This window comes from Flavobacterium procerum, assembly GCF_042431625.1.
GTDB classification, from domain to species: domain Bacteria; phylum Bacteroidota; class Bacteroidia; order Flavobacteriales; family Flavobacteriaceae; genus Flavobacterium; species Flavobacterium procerum.
The window spans coordinates 309,027-329,107 of sequence record NZ_JBHLYW010000009.1; the positions used below are offsets into that span (position 1 = coordinate 309,027).

At 34.0% G+C, this 20,081-nt stretch carries 19 protein-coding genes; 6 read left to right on the top strand and 13 right to left on the bottom strand.

Annotated features, from left to right (window positions below):
* Positions 1-5: 5 nt before the first annotated feature.
* Positions 6-902, top strand: coding sequence for an SDR family oxidoreductase (locus ACFFLS_RS12800; RefSeq protein ID WP_379681971.1), 897 nt, complete (start codon positions 6-8; stop codon positions 900-902).
* Positions 903-999: 97 nt separating this feature from the next.
* Here the strand turns inward: ACFFLS_RS12800 and ACFFLS_RS12805 are convergent, their stop codons facing one another.
* The 5 genes from ACFFLS_RS12805 to ACFFLS_RS12825 all read right to left on the bottom strand — a co-directional run bounded on the left by ACFFLS_RS12805 (position 1,000) and on the right by ACFFLS_RS12825 (position 7,492).
* Positions 1,000-2,196: an MATE family efflux transporter gene (locus ACFFLS_RS12805; protein WP_379681972.1), complete on the bottom strand. Its 1,197-nt coding sequence runs from the start codon at positions 2,194-2,196 to the stop codon at positions 1,000-1,002.
* Positions 2,197-2,458: 262 nt separating this feature from the next.
* Positions 2,459-3,331, bottom strand: coding sequence for a helix-turn-helix domain-containing protein (locus ACFFLS_RS12810; RefSeq protein WP_379681973.1), 873 nt, complete (start codon positions 3,329-3,331; stop codon positions 2,459-2,461).
* Between the two features lie 153 nt (positions 3,332-3,484).
* Entirely contained in the window at positions 3,485-4,027 is a 543-nt protein-coding gene (locus tag ACFFLS_RS12815; RefSeq protein ID WP_379681974.1) for a cysteine hydrolase family protein, read from the bottom strand.
* A gap of 662 nt (positions 4,028-4,689) precedes the next feature.
* Positions 4,690-6,036, bottom strand: a complete 1,347-nt coding sequence (locus ACFFLS_RS12820; protein WP_379681975.1) for a c-type cytochrome — start codon at positions 6,034-6,036, stop codon at positions 4,690-4,692.
* Between the two features lie 13 nt (positions 6,037-6,049).
* Positions 6,050-7,492 carry a c-type cytochrome gene (locus ACFFLS_RS12825; protein ID WP_379681976.1) on the bottom strand — a complete coding sequence of 481 codons (1,443 nt, stop codon included), beginning with the start codon at positions 7,490-7,492 and terminating at the stop codon, positions 6,050-6,052.
* 540 nt (positions 7,493-8,032) lie between these two features.
* Between ACFFLS_RS12825 and ACFFLS_RS12830 the strand changes: the two genes are divergently transcribed.
* Complete coding sequence (locus ACFFLS_RS12830; RefSeq protein ID WP_379681977.1) at positions 8,033-8,788, top strand: carbonic anhydrase family protein; 756 nt, start codon at positions 8,033-8,035, stop codon at positions 8,786-8,788.
* Entirely contained in the window at positions 8,788-9,573 is a 786-nt protein-coding gene (locus tag ACFFLS_RS12835) for a DUF2490 domain-containing protein (protein ID WP_379681978.1), read from the top strand. The genes ACFFLS_RS12830 and ACFFLS_RS12835 overlap by 1 nt, the downstream gene beginning before the upstream one ends.
* 86 nt (positions 9,574-9,659) lie before the next feature.
* Here ACFFLS_RS12835 and ACFFLS_RS12840 read toward each other — a convergent pair whose 3' ends face one another.
* The 5 genes from ACFFLS_RS12840 to ACFFLS_RS12860 all read right to left on the bottom strand — a co-directional run bounded on the left by ACFFLS_RS12840 (position 9,660) and on the right by ACFFLS_RS12860 (position 12,633).
* Positions 9,660-9,968, bottom strand: coding sequence for a YHS domain-containing protein (locus ACFFLS_RS12840; RefSeq protein ID WP_253784787.1), 309 nt, complete (start codon positions 9,966-9,968; stop codon positions 9,660-9,662).
* Between the two features lie 39 nt (positions 9,969-10,007).
* The gene (locus ACFFLS_RS12845; protein ID WP_379681979.1) at positions 10,008-10,874 is read right to left on the bottom strand and encodes an AraC family transcriptional regulator; all 867 of its coding nucleotides are present in this window, start codon (positions 10,872-10,874) and stop codon (positions 10,008-10,010) included.
* A 36-nt stretch (positions 10,875-10,910) separates the two neighbouring features.
* On the bottom strand, positions 10,911-11,282 hold the full coding sequence (locus ACFFLS_RS12850) for a hypothetical protein (protein ID WP_379681980.1): 372 nt from the start codon (positions 11,280-11,282) through the stop codon (positions 10,911-10,913).
* A 10-nt stretch (positions 11,283-11,292) separates the two neighbouring features.
* A complete protein-coding gene (locus ACFFLS_RS12855; RefSeq protein WP_379681981.1) occupies positions 11,293-11,907 on the bottom strand; it encodes an SCO family protein in 615 nt (204 codons plus the stop codon).
* Between the two features lie 345 nt (positions 11,908-12,252).
* Positions 12,253-12,633, bottom strand: coding sequence for a hypothetical protein (locus ACFFLS_RS12860; protein WP_379681982.1), 381 nt, complete (start codon positions 12,631-12,633; stop codon positions 12,253-12,255).
* Between the two features lie 680 nt (positions 12,634-13,313).
* Between ACFFLS_RS12860 and ACFFLS_RS12865 the strand changes: the two genes are divergently transcribed.
* Complete coding sequence (locus tag ACFFLS_RS12865; RefSeq protein WP_379681983.1) at positions 13,314-13,610, top strand: hypothetical protein; 297 nt, start codon at positions 13,314-13,316, stop codon at positions 13,608-13,610.
* Between the two features lie 88 nt (positions 13,611-13,698).
* Here ACFFLS_RS12865 and ACFFLS_RS12870 read toward each other — a convergent pair whose 3' ends face one another.
* The 3 genes from ACFFLS_RS12870 to mnmE all read right to left on the bottom strand — a co-directional run bounded on the left by ACFFLS_RS12870 (position 13,699) and on the right by mnmE (position 17,180).
* Positions 13,699-14,841: a site-specific integrase gene (locus ACFFLS_RS12870; RefSeq protein WP_379681984.1), complete on the bottom strand. Its 1,143-nt coding sequence runs from the start codon at positions 14,839-14,841 to the stop codon at positions 13,699-13,701.
* Entirely contained in the window at positions 14,834-15,403 is a 570-nt protein-coding gene (locus ACFFLS_RS12875) for a helix-turn-helix domain-containing protein (protein WP_379681985.1), read from the bottom strand. Before ACFFLS_RS12875 ends, ACFFLS_RS12870 begins: the two co-directional genes overlap by 8 nt.
* 376 nt (positions 15,404-15,779) lie before the next feature.
* Positions 15,780-17,180, bottom strand: a complete 1,401-nt coding sequence (gene mnmE / locus ACFFLS_RS12880; RefSeq protein WP_379681986.1) for a tRNA uridine-5-carboxymethylaminomethyl(34) synthesis GTPase MnmE — start codon at positions 17,178-17,180, stop codon at positions 15,780-15,782.
* Positions 17,181-17,360: 180 nt separating this feature from the next.
* Here mnmE and ACFFLS_RS12885 point away from each other — a divergent pair, with 180 nt between their 5' ends.
* Together ACFFLS_RS12885 and ACFFLS_RS12890 are read left to right on the top strand one after the other, a co-directional pair.
* On the top strand, positions 17,361-18,194 hold the full coding sequence (locus ACFFLS_RS12885) for a universal stress protein (protein ID WP_379681987.1): 834 nt from the start codon (positions 17,361-17,363) through the stop codon (positions 18,192-18,194).
* 69 nt (positions 18,195-18,263) lie between these two features.
* Positions 18,264-20,036, top strand: coding sequence for a MutS-related protein (locus ACFFLS_RS12890; RefSeq protein WP_379681988.1), 1,773 nt, complete (start codon positions 18,264-18,266; stop codon positions 20,034-20,036).
* The last annotated feature ends 45 nt before the right edge of the window (positions 20,037-20,081 follow it).

Sequence of the window (20,081 nt, forward strand, 5' to 3'; positions counted from 1 at the left end):
ATAAAATGAAAGTATTAGTATTTGGAGCCACAGGCTCACAGCAATTTCATGTAATTGGAGAAGCAAAAAATAAAGGCGCAATTGTTTATGCTGCTACAAGTTCAGAAAAAAACTTTTCAAAACTAGAAGACGCTGGTGCAATCCCTGTATTAGGCGATATGTCTAATGGATTAAAAATGAAAGAAATCACTAAGGAAATTGATGCTGTTGCTTTGCTGATTCCTGTTTCCTTGCCTAATCCGGCAGATGGATTTCAACTTGCCAAAAATGTAATTGATGCAGCTAAGGAAAATGGCGTAAAAATGATAGTTTGGAATACCAGCGGATTTCTGGCACCGCAAAAATTAGGAATTCCTATGGAAGATGTAAAGCTGGATACCAAGGAATATCTTCAAAATTGCGGAGTACCCTATGTAATTATTGAGCCATCTATTTATGCTGAAAATTTACTGGCTCCTTATACAACCGATTATGCAAAAAGTGAAAGAAAAGTAGCTTACCCAACTCCGGAAGATATGCCTATTGGTTATATTGCATCAAGAGATGTCAGCGCTTTTGTGGCAGAAGCTTTATACAAACCAGAACTATCTGGACAATCCTTTCTTGTGAGCGGTTTGGATAACCTGAAAGGAAATGGTCTTGCCGAAAAATTCTCTCTTGGTTTGGGCGAAAAAATTGATTTCTACGCAATGCCTCCGCAAGAATTCGGGGATAAATTAAGTATTCTTGTAGGAGAAGAAAGCGCCAGAGGTGTGCAAGGATATTATGAAATGTTGGCAAGTCTGCCGGTATATCCCACAAAATTTAATCCTAAATTGCAGGAGGTTTTAGAAAAACTGCCTGTAAGAATGACCCCAATAGAAGAATGGGTTAAAATTCATAAACATTTTTTTTTTAACTAAATTGTAAAAAAAAAGCAGCAAGAATAGACTCTTTTTGCTGCTTTTTTATGTCTTAAATTCTAAAAGGACTTTGTACTTTAATGATAGAATTTATAAATTATTTTTCCAAAACTTTATTTATTACATATCGAAATCTTAAATACAGTAAGGCAGATGATGTTAACAACCCCAGAGTCAAACCGTACCAGATTCCCTTTACTCCTGCATTGAAATAAATGCCTAAAATGTAGGCCACAGGCAGGCCAATAAGCCAATAAGCAACAAAGGTTATCAAAGTAGGAACGTTTACATCTCCCATTCCTCTTAGTGTTCCCAGTCCAACAACCTGAGTACCATCAAAGAGTTGGAATAGCGCGGCAATTATCAATAATTGTGCAGCCAGCGCTACTACACTTGTATCATTTGTTATCAAATAAGGTAAATATTGATTAAAGAGTGTAAAAATTAGAGCAAAGAACATCATAAAAATGATAACTAGATGATAAGACGCATAAGCAAATTTCTGAAGTCTTTTGTAGTTCTGATTTCCAAAACTATTTCCAACTTTAATAGTTGCCGCCGATGCAATTCCCCCTGCCATCATGTAGGTTATTGCTGTCTGATGAGCAGCCTGTTCCGTAGCGCCTATATTGCCAGCCATTAAAGCCGCAACTGCAAATACTCCAATTTCAAAAACATACTGCATCGCTACAGGTAATCCTATTTTTACCACTTTTATAATTTTTGAAAAATCAACAAACTTAACAGAGAAATGCTTTATATAAACCCTAAAATTCTCTGATCGAAGTACATACCACATCATAACCAGCATCATTAAAACCCGATCTATTAATGTTGCAATTCCTACCCCTTGAACGCCCATTGGCTCAATTCCAGAAATTCCCTTTACCAAAATCAATGCTATAATTACATTGAGCACATTTCCCCATATTGTGATCGACATTGCTTGTTTTGTAAAACCCAGCCTTTCTGCAAATTGTTTAAAGGTTTGAAATACCATTAAAGGCAGAATAGATAAACTCAAAATAAGTAAGTAAGGTTTTGCCGTTGCAACAACCTGAGGATCCTGATCTGCATGCTGCATGGCAAACATAGAACCATAATAAACTATTAAAAAAAGAAAAATTGCGGCTGCGACATTTAGCCATAAGCTGTTTGACAGAAGCTCAGCGCATTCCTTAAAATTTGATTTTCCATTTTCTTGCGCAATCAATGGTGTTAATCCGTACGCCACACCTAATCCTATGACTAAAACGACCATAAAAACAGAATGAACCAGTGAGACTGCCGCCAAAGAAATAGTTCATGCATAGTGTCCTATGATGATGGTATCAAAAGTCTGTACCAGTGTATGTCCCAACTGAGAAATTACCACAGGTCCTGCAAGTGTTATTGTACTTTGGTAATATATCTTGTCAGATTTATATTTTTTGAGCATATTAAAAAATTAACTGCCTCAAGGCAGATTGAATGGATTGAAAAAATATACTGTAAACTATCATTTTTAAAGTATAGCAATTCTTTTATTGCAAATTTATCTTATTCTATAAAAACTGCTATGAAAATATACCATTTTGATAATCTGACAGGAACTGCGTGCTGGTAATTCCTGTCTGGGTTTTAAAAAACCGCATCATATGTCCAGGTTCCGAAAAATGAAGATTATAGGCAATCTCAGCGACAGTCTTTCCAGAATGTATCAGATCATTTTTTATTTCGAAGAGCAGTCTTTGTTTTAAGAGTTCTACAGCGGTAACATTAAACTGTTTTTTCACGCAGGTATTAATTGAAATCCTGCTCACATTTAATAAATCTGCATACTGATCAATTCTCTGCTTCTCCCTGATATGAGTTTCGAGTAACTTTTTGAACTGGTAAGCATAATTATTTTCGGCCCTTTCAATTGAGAGATTATTTTTCTGGGCATATATCCTGTTGAACTTCAAAAGCAGGTAATAAGTAAGAGAGCAGATGATGTGAATACTGTCTGTCCTGCTCTCTACCAGCTCTGATTTGATTTCCATAAGCTGCTCAAGTGCTTTTTCCAGTTCTTCCTTTTCAATAGTTATATTTAAAGGAAAATTTAACTGATAAAAATAAAGAAGGCGATATGTAAAGAATTTATCTGAGAAAAAATCGTTTAGAAAATTTTCCTGAAAAACCAGAACAGTAAAATCCAATCCTTCTTTCTCCAAAGTCCATTTTCTTTTTTGAAAAGGAGAAATAAAAACCATCGTATTATCAGTTATATTGATTTTCTGCTGATTTAAAATCAGAGTTCCCTTCGCCTTTTTAAAAAGCAAAATTTCAAAAAAATCAGTGTTAAAAGTATCTCGCTCCAAATATCTTTCGCTTAGTACATCTCCATGCAATACATTAAGAAGCATCTCAACACCACATTCTGCTTTATGAAATTTTATTGTTTTCATTCCTTTCTCATTCCTTTTTAATCTCTTAAAATCGTTTTATTACTTTCAGCCTACTTTAGTAAATTTACAACTTCATTTGCAAATAACTGCCAAATGCAAAAATGAGCCATAATAAATTACAGCCCATTTTATAAAATTGAGTTATAAATTTATTTAAGAAAGCAGATATTGATCAGTTGTCTGAATTTTAGCGTAAAAGAATTCCAATGCTGCTAAAAATGCACTGTGTACATCGACAGATTTTACTTTTTGTCCGCTAATCTGAAGGTCCATCGTAGCACAGGCATCGCCAATTACAGTACATTCAAATCCAAAATCAACAGCTGCTCTTGTTCCTGCATCTATACACATATGAGTCATCATTCCTGCAATAACCAAATGCGTTATTTTCTTTGACTGTAAATATTCTAATAGATCGGTGCCTCTAAAACTATTAGGAAATTGTTTCGTGATTACTTTCTCGTTTTGCAGTGGTTTTACATTTTCATGGATTTCCACTCCTTGAGTTCCAGAAACAAAAAAGGGAATGCCTGCGCCGGATATATGCTGTACGTGAACAATAGTATCATTTTCTTTACGGAAATGTTCAAGTAATTTTTTTGCATTTTCACTTGCCGGAATTGGATTTACAAGTACTAATGCGCCATTTTCAAAATATTCTTTCTGTATATCTATTAGTAGTAATGCCTTTTTCATTTTAATTAATTTTTTAATTTTTATATATGTAAAATTAAAAACTCGTGCAGCGATATCTGCTGCCAAAACACTTTCAATACATACCATTTTGATAAGCAAAATTTTCTTTCTATGCTATTCTCAATTTCATAATCCTATTTTGCTCTTAAAACTTCAGTCCTATTTATAAACAAAAAAGAAGCCCTGTGTGTGTCAGCATCAACAGGGCTCCAAACTATCAAAATTTAAAAGAAACTTCTTTTGGTGGACAACCTTGGCTAATACAGTCCCTTAATAAATTGATAATTCTTTTCTAATGGATTTTCTTTGTTATTCACCTCTTTTGACTTAACAAGCTGCAGTGTAATTGATTTTATTCTTATCAGAAAAACAATGGCAAGAAGCACAAAAATTAAAATCATAATGGAAAAAACTTGTATCATACTATTTTATTTTTAAGTTAAAAATCGATTAAGACTGTCAATTATACGACAGTATCATTTAGTATTATTATTTTCTAAACATGGAGCGGAAACGCTATGCGATCTTTCTATTCTGCTCTTTGGTCTTTTTTTTATGATACTTTCAGGCTTATTTACCTTGTATAAAATGCCTGTAACACTCATAAAAATAATTATTGGAACCAGATAACAGAAACGAATCATAGAGAATTGTTTTTTACTTTATTTTATAGTCAGGATATATTCTGCCAGCTGATCGAGTTTCTGCTGATCCAGCTGCGATTCAAAACCGGGCATTTGTGGATAATCCGGGCGTTTTTTTCCGGGATTCTTTATCCATTTCTGTAAATCGGTCACATTACCTTTATAAATTTTTGCCATTTCCAAAACTGGCGGCCCCACTAATTTTTCATCTACTTTATGGCAGGATGCGCAATACTGGCTGAATACCTTCTGTCCTCTCTCTCCTTCTGACATATCTGCCGAAGCTGCTCCGGCTTCTACTTCTTTCATTTTGGTTGCAGCTTTCTTTTTCAGGATTTGAAATTCATCGGTTTTAATTTTTACCAGTTCTCTATTTTTTTCCAGCGAATTTGCCCTGTAGATCTGCCTTCCTGAGCCCATACACAAAACCGTAATTCCAAGGAGCATTGCTATTTTATAAAAGTCTTTTTGAATGTTTTCCTTTTCGCCTGTCAGCCTCTTCCAAATAAGCCACATGGCAGGAACTGCAAATGCAACCCCAGAGAAAATCACCAAAATCAGGTTCCACCCCATACCTTTAGACGGTAATGTCAGCAATACAAGAGGACCAATCATACACTGGCATAAAGAGGCAGTTAATGCCAAAGAGTAGCCTTTCTTTTGAATATCGTATCGGGTAAATTCTTGATATATCTCTTCAAAGGGGTAACTCTTGCGGCTGTTGTACCAAAATATAAACAATCCCGTAACTGCCAGTGAAGACAGGATAAAATGCAGGTATCTGGGGAAAACATTCGGAAGAAACAATGCGTCTACAAAGCCTTTTACTAAAGCCCATTTTTCAGGGAAAAGCATTAGATTGATATTAGTTAGAAAGATAAATGGAATAAACAGAAAGATAACAGTTGCCAAGGCCAGAATCGAAATATGAACCGCCTTGTGATTCTCCAAGCTTTCCCATGTATATTTATGCAAGTAAGTGAGCAGAAACGCCACTGTAACGAGCGGTATTACCGCAATCCACATTAAACCGGTAAGAGCATTTGCCGAATAAAAGTAAATCGTATATAATACATTAATGCTCAAAAGTGGCGCAATTCCTAATACAACGGCTATACTTTTGTTGACTGTTATGGTTTTGGCTATTTCATGTGCCATTATATCGTATTCTTTATTTTTAAGTCCTTTTATTTGGGCAATCAAAGCCAAAATAGAACCTCCAAGCATCAGATTTACAAAAAGGATATGCAGTAGAAATGACAGTACAAGGACAACTACAAAAAACCATTCAGGCATTGGCAGCGGCAAGGGAATATCTTTTGGAACCGGAACGTTGTTTTGCAACGCAATATATAAATTGATCATTTTTAAACTTTTGTTATTTTTTATTTGCTAAAACTGCTTTTGTATCTTGGAGTCCACTTACCTCTGTACCTTCTGACTGTGCCCCTTCGAGAACATCACCAGTATCCTGAATACTGCGGATATAGGCCGCCAAGGCTTCACTTTCTTCTTGGGTGCCTGGAAAAGGAGGCATATAGGTTCTTCCGTTGTGCATATTGGGTATATAAGATGCCATGGAGTTAATATCGAGGGGTTTTCCAACTCCGTACATGCGCTCAAAAACATCCACAACACTATTTACTCCCTGTGTGGTATGACAGCGGCTGCAGGCAATTGCAAAAACATTTCTGCCGGCTTCTACTTTATTTTCCGGTGTAATCTCGGTTACTGTGGTATAGGTGGCATTTTTAAGAAGTCCGTACTGCTGGTAAACAGGATAATCTTCTTCTAATAATAAGTTGGAATACATATAACCTCCAATTACATAAGGTTTTCGGACAAATTCACGCACCCTTTCAAAAAAACCAAGATATCCAAAAGCCATAACTACGGGAAACAATACCAAATAACTTCTAATCCATCTGGTTTTAAATAAACCTAAAACTGCCATTATCAGAGAAGACGAAATTCCAAATAGTATAAAATATTTCATTAAATCGTAATACTTATTGAAATCCATTGTACCCACAGCCGTGCTCATATTGGCAGTCATCGCCTCGGGAATTGAACGATAGTAAATTACTGCTCCCAAAAGCGAAATCGGAGCCCATAGAATAATCCACTTTGAGACATATTTCACCGCTTTGAGCCTTAATTCCGTACCTTTTTTAAAGAATAGAGTTACCAGCATCATTCCAAAACTTCCTGCTACCAGCATGGCTGTAGGAGTTCTAAACAATAACTGAGGCAGATAAATTGGATTAGTAAACCCATTGAGCAGACTCTTATGTGTATTCCAGTTTCCGGGATCCATCATAAAACTCAAAATAGAAACAATAATTGCCATAGTAATCCAAGAGAATAAACTTAAAAACCATCCAAACCGGATGTGCAATAATTTAGCCCTCAGTGAAGTATTACTGCTCTTCCATGTCAAAAAATAAATCATGATCAAAATTACCTCAGTAACAAATACCAGCCATTCAACAAACCATGCCCAGTAAAAAACACGTATTAAACTTCCAATCGATGTGGGACTTACAAGTGCAACGGAGAACCATATCCCCACTCCTGTCATTGCACCAAGTGTTGTAGTTATGATAAAAGCAACTTTCATCATATTATAGATTCTGTTGTCCCAGTCTAAATCTGTAATTTTTTCCCTGCCGCTATTCTTAACACCTTTCTGTTCCAGCCAGGTTATAAGAGGCATAAAACCCACAGCTAAACCATGATTAATCATCACGTGAATAATGGCAATGATGGCGATAAGCATCCTATTGTTGAGCCAGTCTAAATGAAAAATTGGAAAGTCCATAAATTATTCTGTTTTTTTTACTGCGAATTTCGGTCAGTAATCCAGAAATTGCTAAAAACAAAAAAGCAGGAAATTTTAATAAACGTTACTTTCAGATTCGTTAAAATCACTATTTACATTGCATTTTATGCTACTGAATTTAGCTTTTCAATACATTGTTTATACTGGTTACACCTCATTATCAGATTGCTGGGCTGTATATTATTTTCCGTTTTATTATTAAAATTATAAAACACTAATAAAGAATAACTTAAAATTCAAAATTCCCTTTTTAGTAATAGTTCCTCCTGTTTAGCCACCTCTGCTATTTTAATTAACGTAACTTGTTTGAATTCAGGTAATTTTGTATCTCTAAACTATCCTAATACAAGGATTAAAGGGGCTGCCTCTTTACACTTCAGGAAAAAAATTAAATTTACGGACAGCTTTCAGGTAGGGAAAAAACCTCTTTTACTGTTTTATATAACAGTATAAAAAATAATAAACGGACATGCTGAACACCGTTTTACAAAGTAGGCACACTTAATCTAAAACAAAGAAATGGACAATCAACTCAGATCATTAGTAATGCTTTGCACAGCAGTATTATTATTGGTTTCTTGCAACAATGGTACAAAAACAGAAAAATCAAATTCAACTTCTATTCCTGCAGAAGATTTAAAACCGGTAGTGTCTCATGTAATGACGAAGGAAGAGCAAACCCGACTTACACCTGATGCTATCTTAGAGGATTTTATAGCAGGAAACAAACGATTTCAAAGCGGTGTAACTACGGTTCGCGACCATAGTAAACAAGCCCGAAAATCGGCACCGGGCCAGTTCCCAAAAGCTGTTGTATTAAGTTGCGTGGACAGCCGAGTACCAGTAGAAGACGTATTTGATCAGGGATTGGGTGATATTTTTGTGGGACGAGTAGCCGGAAATTTTGTAAATGAAGATTTACTGGGCAGTATAGAATTTGCTTGTAAGGTATCAGGCGCAAAACTGGTTTTAGTGATGGGACACCAGCATTGCGGCGCTATAAAAGGTGCTATCGATGATGTAAAATTGGGAAATATAACTGCCATGCTTTCAAAAATAAAACCAGCTGTAGCAATGAGTCAGGATTTTAATGGTGAAAAAACATCTAAAAATGATAAATTTGTAAAACACGTTTCAGAAAACAACGTGCTTTATGCTATGGATCAAATTCGTAAAAAAAGTCCAATTCTTAAAGAAATGGAAGATGAAGGACAGATAAAAATTGTAGGTGTGTTTTACAATTTGACAGACGGAACCCTTGAATTCTTAAAATAATGAACAAGAAAAATTATGTACTAATACTCGTTTTTGTAATTGGCGGTATACAATACGTAATCGCGCAGAATAATCGTATTACTACCAATAACAGCATTGGATGGTATAATTTTTTTGGAACATTCAAAATCTCAGAAAAATTTGGAATACATACTGAATACCAATGGCGCAGAAATGAAACCATTACCGAATGGCAGCAAAGTTTATTAAGAGTGGGCCTAAATTATAATTTAAATTCAAGAATGCAGTTCCGGGTTGGTTATGGCTGGATCGAAACCTATCCTTATGGAGAAATACCCCTAAATGGCATGGGCAGAGATTTTACAGAACATAGGATTTTTGAAATGGTACAGCTAAGTCACAAAGAAGGAATTGTTGATTTATCCCATAGATTTATGTTAGAACAAAGATTTGTTGGCAGGTACAGTTCCATCAATGAGACAACAGAAGATGAATTTCCGCTCTTAAACCGAATTCGATATATGATTAGAGTTCAGGTGCCTTTAAAAGGAAATGAGATAAAAGACAAAACACCCTATTTAGCTTTTTATGACGAAATTTTTATTGGATTTGGGAAAAATGTTAATATGAACGTTTTTGATCAAAACAGAATTGGAATTTTATTAGGCTATAGGTTTAATAAAAACATTAGAATTGAAGGTGGTTATCTAAATCAAACTGTACAGTTAGGAAGGCAGATAGAGGGTCAAAATGTTTTTCAGAACAATAACGGAGTAATTTTGAATACTAATTTAAACTTTGACCTGACTAAAACCAATAAATAAAATCATAGCAAATAGTCAATAATAATTAAGAAGGCTGAAAAAATCAAATTTTTTCAGCCTTTTTTTCCTAAAATTATCAAGAAAAATTACTTCTGATTTTTTGCCAGATATTCATCTGGTTTTTTCATAAAGTCATCTTTACATACCGTTGAACAAAAACCGTATAATTTCCCTTTATATGTAACAGTATCACTAACGCCATACTTGCTGACATCCATATTACAGCTAAAGTCTATGTTGCTGGCATAGGTTAATTTATTGAGCGGATTTTTAGGATCTTTATACATTGTTTCAGATTCCATAGTATGAGGATGATCATGAGGATGTGCTTTTTCCTCTTTTTTATTACAGCTTAACACAGCAGTAATAGCGGCAATTAGAAGGATTTTTTTCATAATAGTATTAAAATTTTATTATTTCCTATTTTTTATTTTTTACTGGTTTGATAATCTGCGGAACTGCTCGGGTGTCTTGTTTGTCTGTCTTTTAAAAAAAGTAATAAAATAGGACGCATTTTCAAAACCGAGCTGATCAGCAATTTCATTTATAGAATAATTGGTAAAATGAATAAGTCGCTGTGCTTCTATTACGATACGCTTTCGTATCAAATCACCTGCTGTATAATTGGTTACTTCCTTGCATATCTTGTTCAGATAATTCGGAGTTACATTGAGCAGGTCCGCATAAGCGGCAGGCATTTTTTTAATTTTAAAATCTTTATCGATGAGTTTCTCAAATTCTTTTATTTTCTGCTGTTTAGGTGAATTGTTTACCACAAACCCTGAGGGATCATAAAGCCGTTCCAAATCGAAAAGCAGAATATTAAGATACGATCGAAGCACTTTTGCAGATTCTCTGCGATGCAGATTAAACTCTTTGAAAAATATTTCAAGCAGATATTCCCACTTGTCTGCTTCCTCTTCACTAAGCCTGACAAATAACTTAGAGGTATCATCAAGAAATGAAAACTGGTCTAAAATGTTATTGTTGTAACGCAGGGAGAAAAAATCTTCTGTGAAACAGATAATTTTTCCTTTGGCCTTTCTGTTAATGTCAATAGAACTAATGCAGCGGGGCTTTATAACGATGACCTTGGCACTATCGAGACGGATTTTCTGATTGTCAATACTAATTTCCCCTTCTGCATCATCAATAAAGAGAAGCATGAAGAAATCCTGCCTGTGAGGATATTCCAAAAAAGGAAAACGCTGCAGCAGGTTAGCCGTTTTATCCATCCAGAAATGACTCTCATCACCTGTGAATAGACTCAGGTTGCGGTCCGGTATTTCTGATATTTGCATTTTTTTGATTTTATGATTAATACTAAAACGAGAATATTAACCCCATCTGGGAGGATGGTAAATCGAAAAAATGTAATCTGAATTTTGACTTTTGCTCTGCAGTGCGGGATACTTTTTTTTAAAGACAAAGCGCACTGCTTTGAATGAAAACTGATCTGGATGCTGCAAAAACAGCTGTACTTCTTTATAGGTAACCGTTGGATATTTCTGTTCCTTGTTCTGCTCTATTTTTAATTTATTCTCCAGATAACATTTTCCATTGCAAACCGGAATGGTATCAAACCTGTTGATACACAAATTTTTGGCAATATAATCCTGATTGATATAAAAATCACCAATAATCCAAATACTGCCTGCATTTTGAAAGGCGAGCAGCATAAGAATAAATAAAGTGATGTATTTTTTCATCAGTAGACTGTTATTTGGCCTCACTTTCTTCTAAAAGAGTTTTCACATCAACAATTAGTCTTGTGGTTTCCTTTGGATTTGTGCCATCATAAACCCCACGAACGTGCCTGTCTTTATCTATAAGCAGAAATCCGCCGCTATGCACAAAACCTCCTGGCTCATTTTTATCCGGATATGCCGTTGCAAAGTAGCTTTCGGTTGCAATTTTATAAATACTGTCTCTGTTTCCCGTAACAAAATGCCAGTTCTTTTTTATGTCGTGATCCACCGTATAAGCTTTAAGGCGCGGTATTGTGTCATGATCAGGATCAATGGTATGCGAGAGAAACAATACCTCGTTATTAGTTTTGTAAACATCATACACTTTTTTAAGTTGTGTGTTCATTTTCGGGCAGATTGAAGGGCAGGAAAGAAAAATAAAATCGGCTATATAAATCTTGTCGTCAAAAGTATTATTGGTAATTTTCAGACTATCCTGATTCGTAAACGAAAAGTCTTTGATACGCGGATACTGCGTTTCATTTCCTTTTACTATTGGATTTCCTAATATTGGAAGTTTCTCCTGAGCTTTCTCACATGATATTACAAGTAGAGAATACAAAAGAATCAAAGCTATTTTTTTCATTTTTTTATTATTTAAATATTTAATCAAGCAGATTATGTTATAAACTGCTGACTTGTTTGCATGTATAATTTCAATGAAGATTCATCAATAAAGTCTATTGGGTTTTTCAAATAAGGATATTGCAAAGCCTATAACAAACAACGCTAAATAAAGTTGTTGTTGTAGGTTGATGAGGATATGACTTCATAAAGCCAACTGACCAAAACTTTTAAATTTTCTATGTTAATCTTTTATCTTATTAAGAATAAATGAATACATAAAAATCAACTTAGTTCATATCAATAGCCGTATTGTCAAGTTGCAAAAGGCAATGACAAATTTTTCTTAATGAATTTGAAAAGAAATTTAGATGTATAAATTAGTGGCGGGCGGGCGAAAAGTAGCAGAGGAAATTCCAATTGGTTTGCTGCTTAAAAAAGCAAAAACATTTTTGTGATATCCTACAGGAGGTAAAAAAGTAAAGTTTACTTCAGAGTTGCAGATATAGACAATCTCTACTTTTTCTTTAAGACTGTCCTGCATTTGTTTTTCGTTATCAGAATATTTTTTAAGACTTTTTTGCAGTTCACATCGACCATTACAAGAGTTAAAAATCTGTTTGCGCTGTACACAGATTGTTTTGGCAATTTCCTGCTGATTTAGTTTAAATGAAGCATATACAAACATGCTTCCCAAAGAGGGAAGAAAAATTAGACTACAAAGTACTATGATAATATACTTTTTCAAGGTTGCCAATTTGTTTATAAATGCAAAAATACACTAATTTTGTTTTTATTCTGAAGAAACTTCTTGTTTCCTTTCAACAAAAAATATTGATCAACATTATAGAAGTAAACCAATTTTTAACTCCGGTCAAACAACAATCAATAAGTATGGACTTCATACTTTTTCTCTCGCAAAAAGCTTAGACGAATGTGGAAAAATTTTTGCTATTTAATTATGAAATTTTTACTACAAAATTTGAGGAAGACTTATTTAACCAAATAAATAATCATTTTGTTCAAAAAGATTTCGAAAATCAAATAAATTTATTTTAAAATCCCAGACGGTAATTCATAGAGCCAATGAAAGACAATTCTGCCTTAAGTATAACAATATTTTCAAATACTTTATAATAATTGTAGGATTGTCTCCCAAATTAATACCGCAAACAAATTGAGTTTTTATATTTTTTTACACCAATCCCCAACAGGACATCTAAACCAAATTTACAAAGCCACTGGAAGACAGATAACTACATATAATAAGCCAATTTCTTCAAATCATCCAAAAAAAATGTTGAAATTTGTCCCGTTGGGGTCCCCCAACAGGACAAAATAAACCACTTCCTAAAACCACATAAACAATTGATTATCTTTACATTAATTTTAAAAAAAAAAAAAAAAAAAAATATAAAAAAGTAAAAAATGGAATTTAATCAAAATCATACTGGAAAAATCACACCTGAAAAAGCGCTAAAAATGTTAACTGACGAAGGAATGGATGTTAGTCTTACACAAGCAACCGAAATATTGTCATTTCTTAGTTTAATAGCTGGAATTAGCGTTAAAAAAATCTTAGAAGATCCGGAAACTAATAAAATTACAAAAGAAGAAGCTTTACATGAAAATCTCGAAATTAAAAACAAGAAAATAAAGCCAAAGAGTCCAACTAAAAAGATAACCTATTGTAAAACCTGCAATTTTTTGAATAATAATTTCTAAAAAATCTAAAAATCATTTAATAAAAAAAAATAAAAAACGCCTTACCTCTATTGGGGTAAAGCGTAAAAAAATTGCTAAAGAAAAAACTTTATTCTAAAGAAATTCTGCCTGCTGCGTCCCTTTTCTTCTGGTCAATTACCTTCGCATATATCTGCGTTGTCTTAACACTCTTATGACCAAGCATTTTAGATATGGTAAAAATATCAGTTCCAGCCGTCAGCTGTAATGTAGCATAAGTATGCCTGAAACAGTGAAAGGTAATATGCTTATTGATACCTGACAATGCCACCCATACAGGAAGCGTACGGTCAACATCCCACTTATTTAAATCTTTAAATACCTTCTCGTTTTCTCCCCGTCTCTTGCCAAGCAGTTCGAAAGCTTCATCGGAGATCGGTATGGATGCCGTACCTTCTGTTTTCTTCTGCCTGAAAATGATATAGTGGCCATCCCCCTTAATATAGTGCAGTTCTGACCAGGTCAGCTTGGCAATATCGGAATACCTTACGCCCGTAAGTACCGAAAACATCGAAATCCTTCGGACAATCAACTTCGGGCACGGTGTTGCAAACAGCCTTCGGGTTTCTTCCATAGTCATAAAATTCCGCTGTGATTCCATTTCCTTTATCGATCCTATCTTTGCATTAATATCTGTTTTCAGCTTATCATCTTTATAGGCTGCTTTTAAAGTAGTTTTAATCTTATTATAATAAGACAACGCTGTATTGCGTGAGAGCTGCTTCTTATTCTTTCTTAAACTTTTGGCTTTTAAAAGATAATCCCTGTAATCTTCAATTAAAGAAACCGTCACCTCTTTAAATGTTAAATCCCTGCCCTTTAAAAAGGCCTCAAAATGGATAATAGCACAAGACCATATTGATAAATTGTTGCCGATCTTTTTCTCGCCCAAATTTTTATAGTATTGGAGAAAAGATTCTCTTCCCACTGCAAGAACCTTCAACTGCTCTTTTTCAAATGAAGAATAAATTTCAGTCTTATTGATTTCATTCTGCCTCCTTGCACGTATTAGTTCGGCAGTATGCAGATTTTCGGTATTGGCCATTTTTTGGAACTGGTCGACTGGTTTTTGATATACGTAGATTTTTAAAAACTCGCGTCTGGTATAATCATTAGTTGCCGCATTCCATACAGGAGGATAAAAATCTAAATAAAGAGACATCCTCCCCTGAGAAATAGTTTTTTTTCTAAGTGTTACGATACTTTTACTCATGGCGCTCAATGTTAAATAATTCATCTAAATCTCTCTTGGCAGCATACACAAACTTACCTACATTGTATTTCAGGATTCCCTTTCTCTTCAGTATACCACATAAAGCAGAAGGGGAAACCTTAAATTTTATCTGCGCTTCGGACATTGTATAGCAGTTTTCAATTCCAGGAAATATCCTTTCGGCTCCTTCGTCTGTACAGCTTTGATGCATATTTTCTACAAACTGAGCGATATCTGACCGCTCGATAAAAGTTCTTGAACCAAACTTACCTGCCTTAAGTTCTTTTCTAGATATGGCTCTGTAAAGGGTCCTTCTGCTTATTCCTATAAAAATACTAGCTTCATCAATGCTGAGAAAGTCAAGTTCTCCAAGCCTTTGAATATCAGCATTATTAATCAATTCCCTTTGCAGTCTTTCTGCCTCTTTTTTATTTTCCCTGCTCCTTTTTTTGTAGTCCCTGCTCTCGCAGGCAAGGGAGCAGAATCTTGTTTTGATTGTTTTTGCCATAAATTCATTATTGCAGAACTGGCAGACTTTGGTAATCCTAATGTTTGAACTCATAATTTTAAAGTTTAGGTTTCCTACATTAATTCAAAGCTCTTTAAACTGCCGCAATTCATTTCCCAAACGCATTTTCTGTCTAAAATATTCTACAGAAATATCTTTGGACACATAACTAACGATGTGGTTGTTTAAAATATTTTTGCTAACTTCTTGACCAAAAATTCGCAATATAAAAAATGCGTATAAAGCATAAATTTATGTCTTATTTGTACCTTATTTGTACCTCGGAATTCCGAGGTACAAATAAGGTACAGATTTGAACCGAATAAGACCAAATATTCCAAAAAATAAACCATAAAAAAAATAGCCAAAATGTTAATTACCAACATTTTAGCTATTTTACTTGTTTTTACTTTGTGTTTCTTTGCGTCCTCTATTTGCCGATGCAGAAATTAGCAAAAATATTACCCAATAATTCATCATTTGAAACTTGACCTGTTATAAGCCCAAATTGATATAAAGCCTCTCGAATATCAAGTGCCATAAGATCGCTGGAAAGACCTGATTCTAATCCGAATTTGACTTTCTGAATTTCATCTAAAGCTTTTAATAACGAATCGTAATGTCTTGTATTGGTAACAATTGTTTCGTTATTTCGAAGCGCTCCCGTATTCACAAAAGACAACAATTCATTCTTTAAATCTTCTACTCCTATTTTTTCTTTAGCAGAAATCAAAAGAAGTTTGGCATTTAGATTTTCAAGTTTAGAACTAATATGCTGCACTTCATCAGTCGACAAAGCATCTTTTTTATTTACTACAATAACTAGCGGTTTAAGCGGATATTTATTCTTAATCTGTTCGATTTCATTCACAAATTCAGTACTTGAGGTTTGGAATTTTAATCCATCAAACAAATAAATTACAACCTGGGCCTGCTCTATTTTTTCAAAAGTCTTTTTGATTCCGATACTTTCTACCACATCTTTAGTATCACGTATTCCAGCAGTATCAATAAATCTAAAACCAATTCCACCAATTACCAGTTCATCTTCAATAGTATCACGTGTTGTTCCTGCAATATCAGAAACTATCGCTCTTTCCTCGTTTAAAAGCGCATTCAATAAAGTCGATTTACCAACATTCGGTTCACCAACAATTGCTACAGGAATTCCGTTCTTGATCACATTTCCAACAGCAAACGAATCAATTAAACGTTTTAAAACAAATTCAATGCGGTTTAGTAATTCGTGAAACTGTGTTCGGTCTGCAAATTCTACATCTTCTTCTGCAAAGTCTAATTCAAGTTCAATTAGTGATGCAAAATTTAAAAGCTCTTCTCGAAGTTTTGCTATTTCATTACTAAATCCGCCACGCATTTGCTGCATGGCAATTTGATGTGAAGCCTCATTGTCAGACGAAATCAAATCAGCGACCGCTTCTGCCTGCGATAAATCAAGTTTTCCATTTAAAAAAGCGCGAAGTGTAAATTCGCCTGCATCAGCCATTCTGCATCCTTTTCGAAGCAAAAGCTGAATAATCTGCTGTTGAATGTAAGTTGAACCGTGACAGGAAATTTCGATTGTATCCTCGCCCGTATAGGAATTTGGACCTTTAAATACCGAAACCAAAACTTCATCAAATGTCTTTGCTTGATCAACAATATGCCCTAAATGAAGTGTGTGAGTTTTCTGTTTGGTTAAATCTTTGTTTTTAATAGATTTAAAAACTGAATTACCAATTGTGATGGCATCGTTTCCTGAAATTCGAATTATTGCGATAGCTCCGGCTCCCGAAGGTGTAGCCAAAGCAACTATAGAATCTTGATTTATCATGCTACAAAGGTACAAAAAAAGCCTAAAAATTATTCTGACTCAAATAACTAGAAAACGAAAAATAAAATTGAAAAAAACACTGTATTAACAAATCATTAAGTGTTAAAATACTGATAATTATCAGGTTGTTTTAGGCCTATAATGAGTAAATTTGAGAGACAAACCTTAATTCTAATAACTATGAAAAAGATATTATTCCCCACCGATTTCTCAGATGCCGCCACAAATGCTTTTGTGCATGCGCTCGAATTTGCCAAAATTGTGAATGCCGAATTGATCTTGCTTCATACATTCGAAATTCCGGTTTACGACAGCCAGTTTTTTCCAGAAAATTACGCAGCGATTTACAGCTCTATAGAATTAGCTAAATTTGAAATGTTTAAAGATGAAATTCCAAAACTGAGAACAATTGCTGCAGAACGAAAACTTGACGATATCGTAATAAAACACCGTTTAATGGACGGCGACCTAATCTACAATCTTAAAAATGCAGTTGAAGAAGATCAAATTGATTTTGTCATCATGGGAACGACAGGAGCTTCTGATTGGACAAAATTCTTTACTGGATCTAATACAAACTCGGTTATTTCTGGAGTAGATGTGCCCGTTTTATGTGTTCCAGCCGAGGCAGCTTACAAAAAAATAAAGACAATAGGCTTTACAACCAAATACCGCGAAAAAGACAAAAAAGAATTAAAGAAAATTCTAAAAATCGCTAAAAAAACAAATGCCAAGGTAAAAAGCCTTTACGTTAAAACCTCAGGATCTGATGTTTTGGACACCACAATTAAAGAATGGGATAAAGAATTTGCAACTGAAAATGTGGAGTTCCTTGTGCTTCCTAGCGATGATGTCAAAGAAACGATTTTAGATTTTATTCTATACAAAGACATTGACATCTTAACCACAATTACACATAAACGTTCTTTTTTTGAGAGTCTTTTTGACAGCAGTTTTACAAAAAAAATCTCCAAAGAGGTTCCAATACCTGTATTAGTCATGCACGAAGACTAAAAAACTACCTGTATAAATTAATGAATTTGTTTGTTTCCGACTATATTTGTGCGTCATCAAATTAGTACAATGAAAATATATCAGGAAAAAACAGCACAGTATTTAGACCTTTATTCTAAAACCAACAAAAGATACAACAGCATAAGTTTATTGCGCATTTTAAGTATTTTTCTTTTTTTGTTTTTTGTTTTTAACTATATCAAAACAAGTGAAATATTATACGCCGCAAGTGCTCTTATCTCTTTTGTTGGTTTTATTTTTTTGATGAAAATCCATTCCAAGATTTCATTTAAAAAACTGTTCGCTTCTACTCTAGTAAAAATTAATGAAAACGAAATATCATTCCTAAAAAGAGAAAAAACAGTTTTTGAAAACGGAACCGAATTTATAGATTTTCATCATCCTTATGCTTACGATTTAGATGTTTTTGGTGAGCATTCTTTATTTCAAAGCCTAAACAGAACCGCTACTTTTACTGGAAAAAAAACACTTGCTGAACAACTTCTCAAGATACTTCCGGAAACTAAAATCCTAGAAAACCAAAAAGCTGTAAACGAGCTAAAAGAAAAATTTGACTGGCGTCAGGAGTTTTTGGCTTTAGCTATAATCAGTGATGACTCAAAACAATCATTTGAAGCCATAACTAATTGGATTTCTGCTAAGAACAGTACATTATCTAAAACAATACTTGTAATTTCTTTTGCTTTTCCGATTTTGTTTTTTGCAATTCTAATTACTTACTTTTTTACTTTAAATAATGCCTTGTTATCCTCTATTAGTTATGTCTTTATAGGGAATTTAATTATTATGGGAACCGCATTAAAGAAAATCCAGTCTGAAATTGCCAAAGCCGATAATATTGATAAAATTATCAAGCATTATGGTTTATTAATCGAAAAAATAGAAAGCGAGACTTTTACATCTAAAAAGCTTATTGATTTACAACACCAGTTAATTGATAATAAAACCAAAGCGAGCCAGCAGTTAAAGCAATTGTCTGAATTGTTTTCACGAATGGACACCATCAATAATTTTGTTACAGCAACATTATTCAATGGTACATTTTTATTCAATCTTCATGTTTTGAAAGCGCTTTTAAAATGGAAAGAAAAACATGCGCCACAACTTCTTGAATGGATTGCAGTAATTGGTGAAATAGAAATGCTTAATAGCCTTGCTAATCTGTCTTATAACAATAATGATTTTATCTTTCCTGAAATAAATTCTGAATACAAAATTGAATTTGAAAATCTAAGTCATCCGCTTCTAAATCCGAAAACAAGAATCGGAAACGATGCTTATTTCCATCCACAACAGTTTGTAATTTTAACGGGTTCAAATATGTCAGGAAAAAGCACCTTTTTACGAAGCTTGGGAATTAACATGGTATTAGGCGGAATAGGATCTGTTGTTTGTGCTTCAAAGGCTAAGATACATCCGCTTGAAGTATTAGTTTCAATGCGTTTATCTGATTCTCTATCGGATAGCGAATCGTATTTTTTCGCAGAAATCAAACGTTTAAAACAAATAATGAATGCCTTAGACCAAAAGCCGGCTTTTGTACTATTAGACGAGATTTTAAGAGGAACAAACTCAGATGACAAACGAAACGGAACAATTGAAGTCGTTAAGAAAATCATTTCTAAAAATGCCGTTGGCGCAATTGCAACTCACGATATCGAAGTTTGCCTTACTACTAACGAGTATCCTGAAAAATTAAAAAATCAATGTTTTGAAGTTGAAATTCAGAACAACGAACTTCACTTTGATTATAAACTAAGAGATGGAATCTGCAAAAATAAAAGCGCGACTTTCTTAATGCAAAAAATAGGAGTCATTTAATAATTAATAGATACGCTTTATAATTTCAATCTCTTGTCGAGCGAA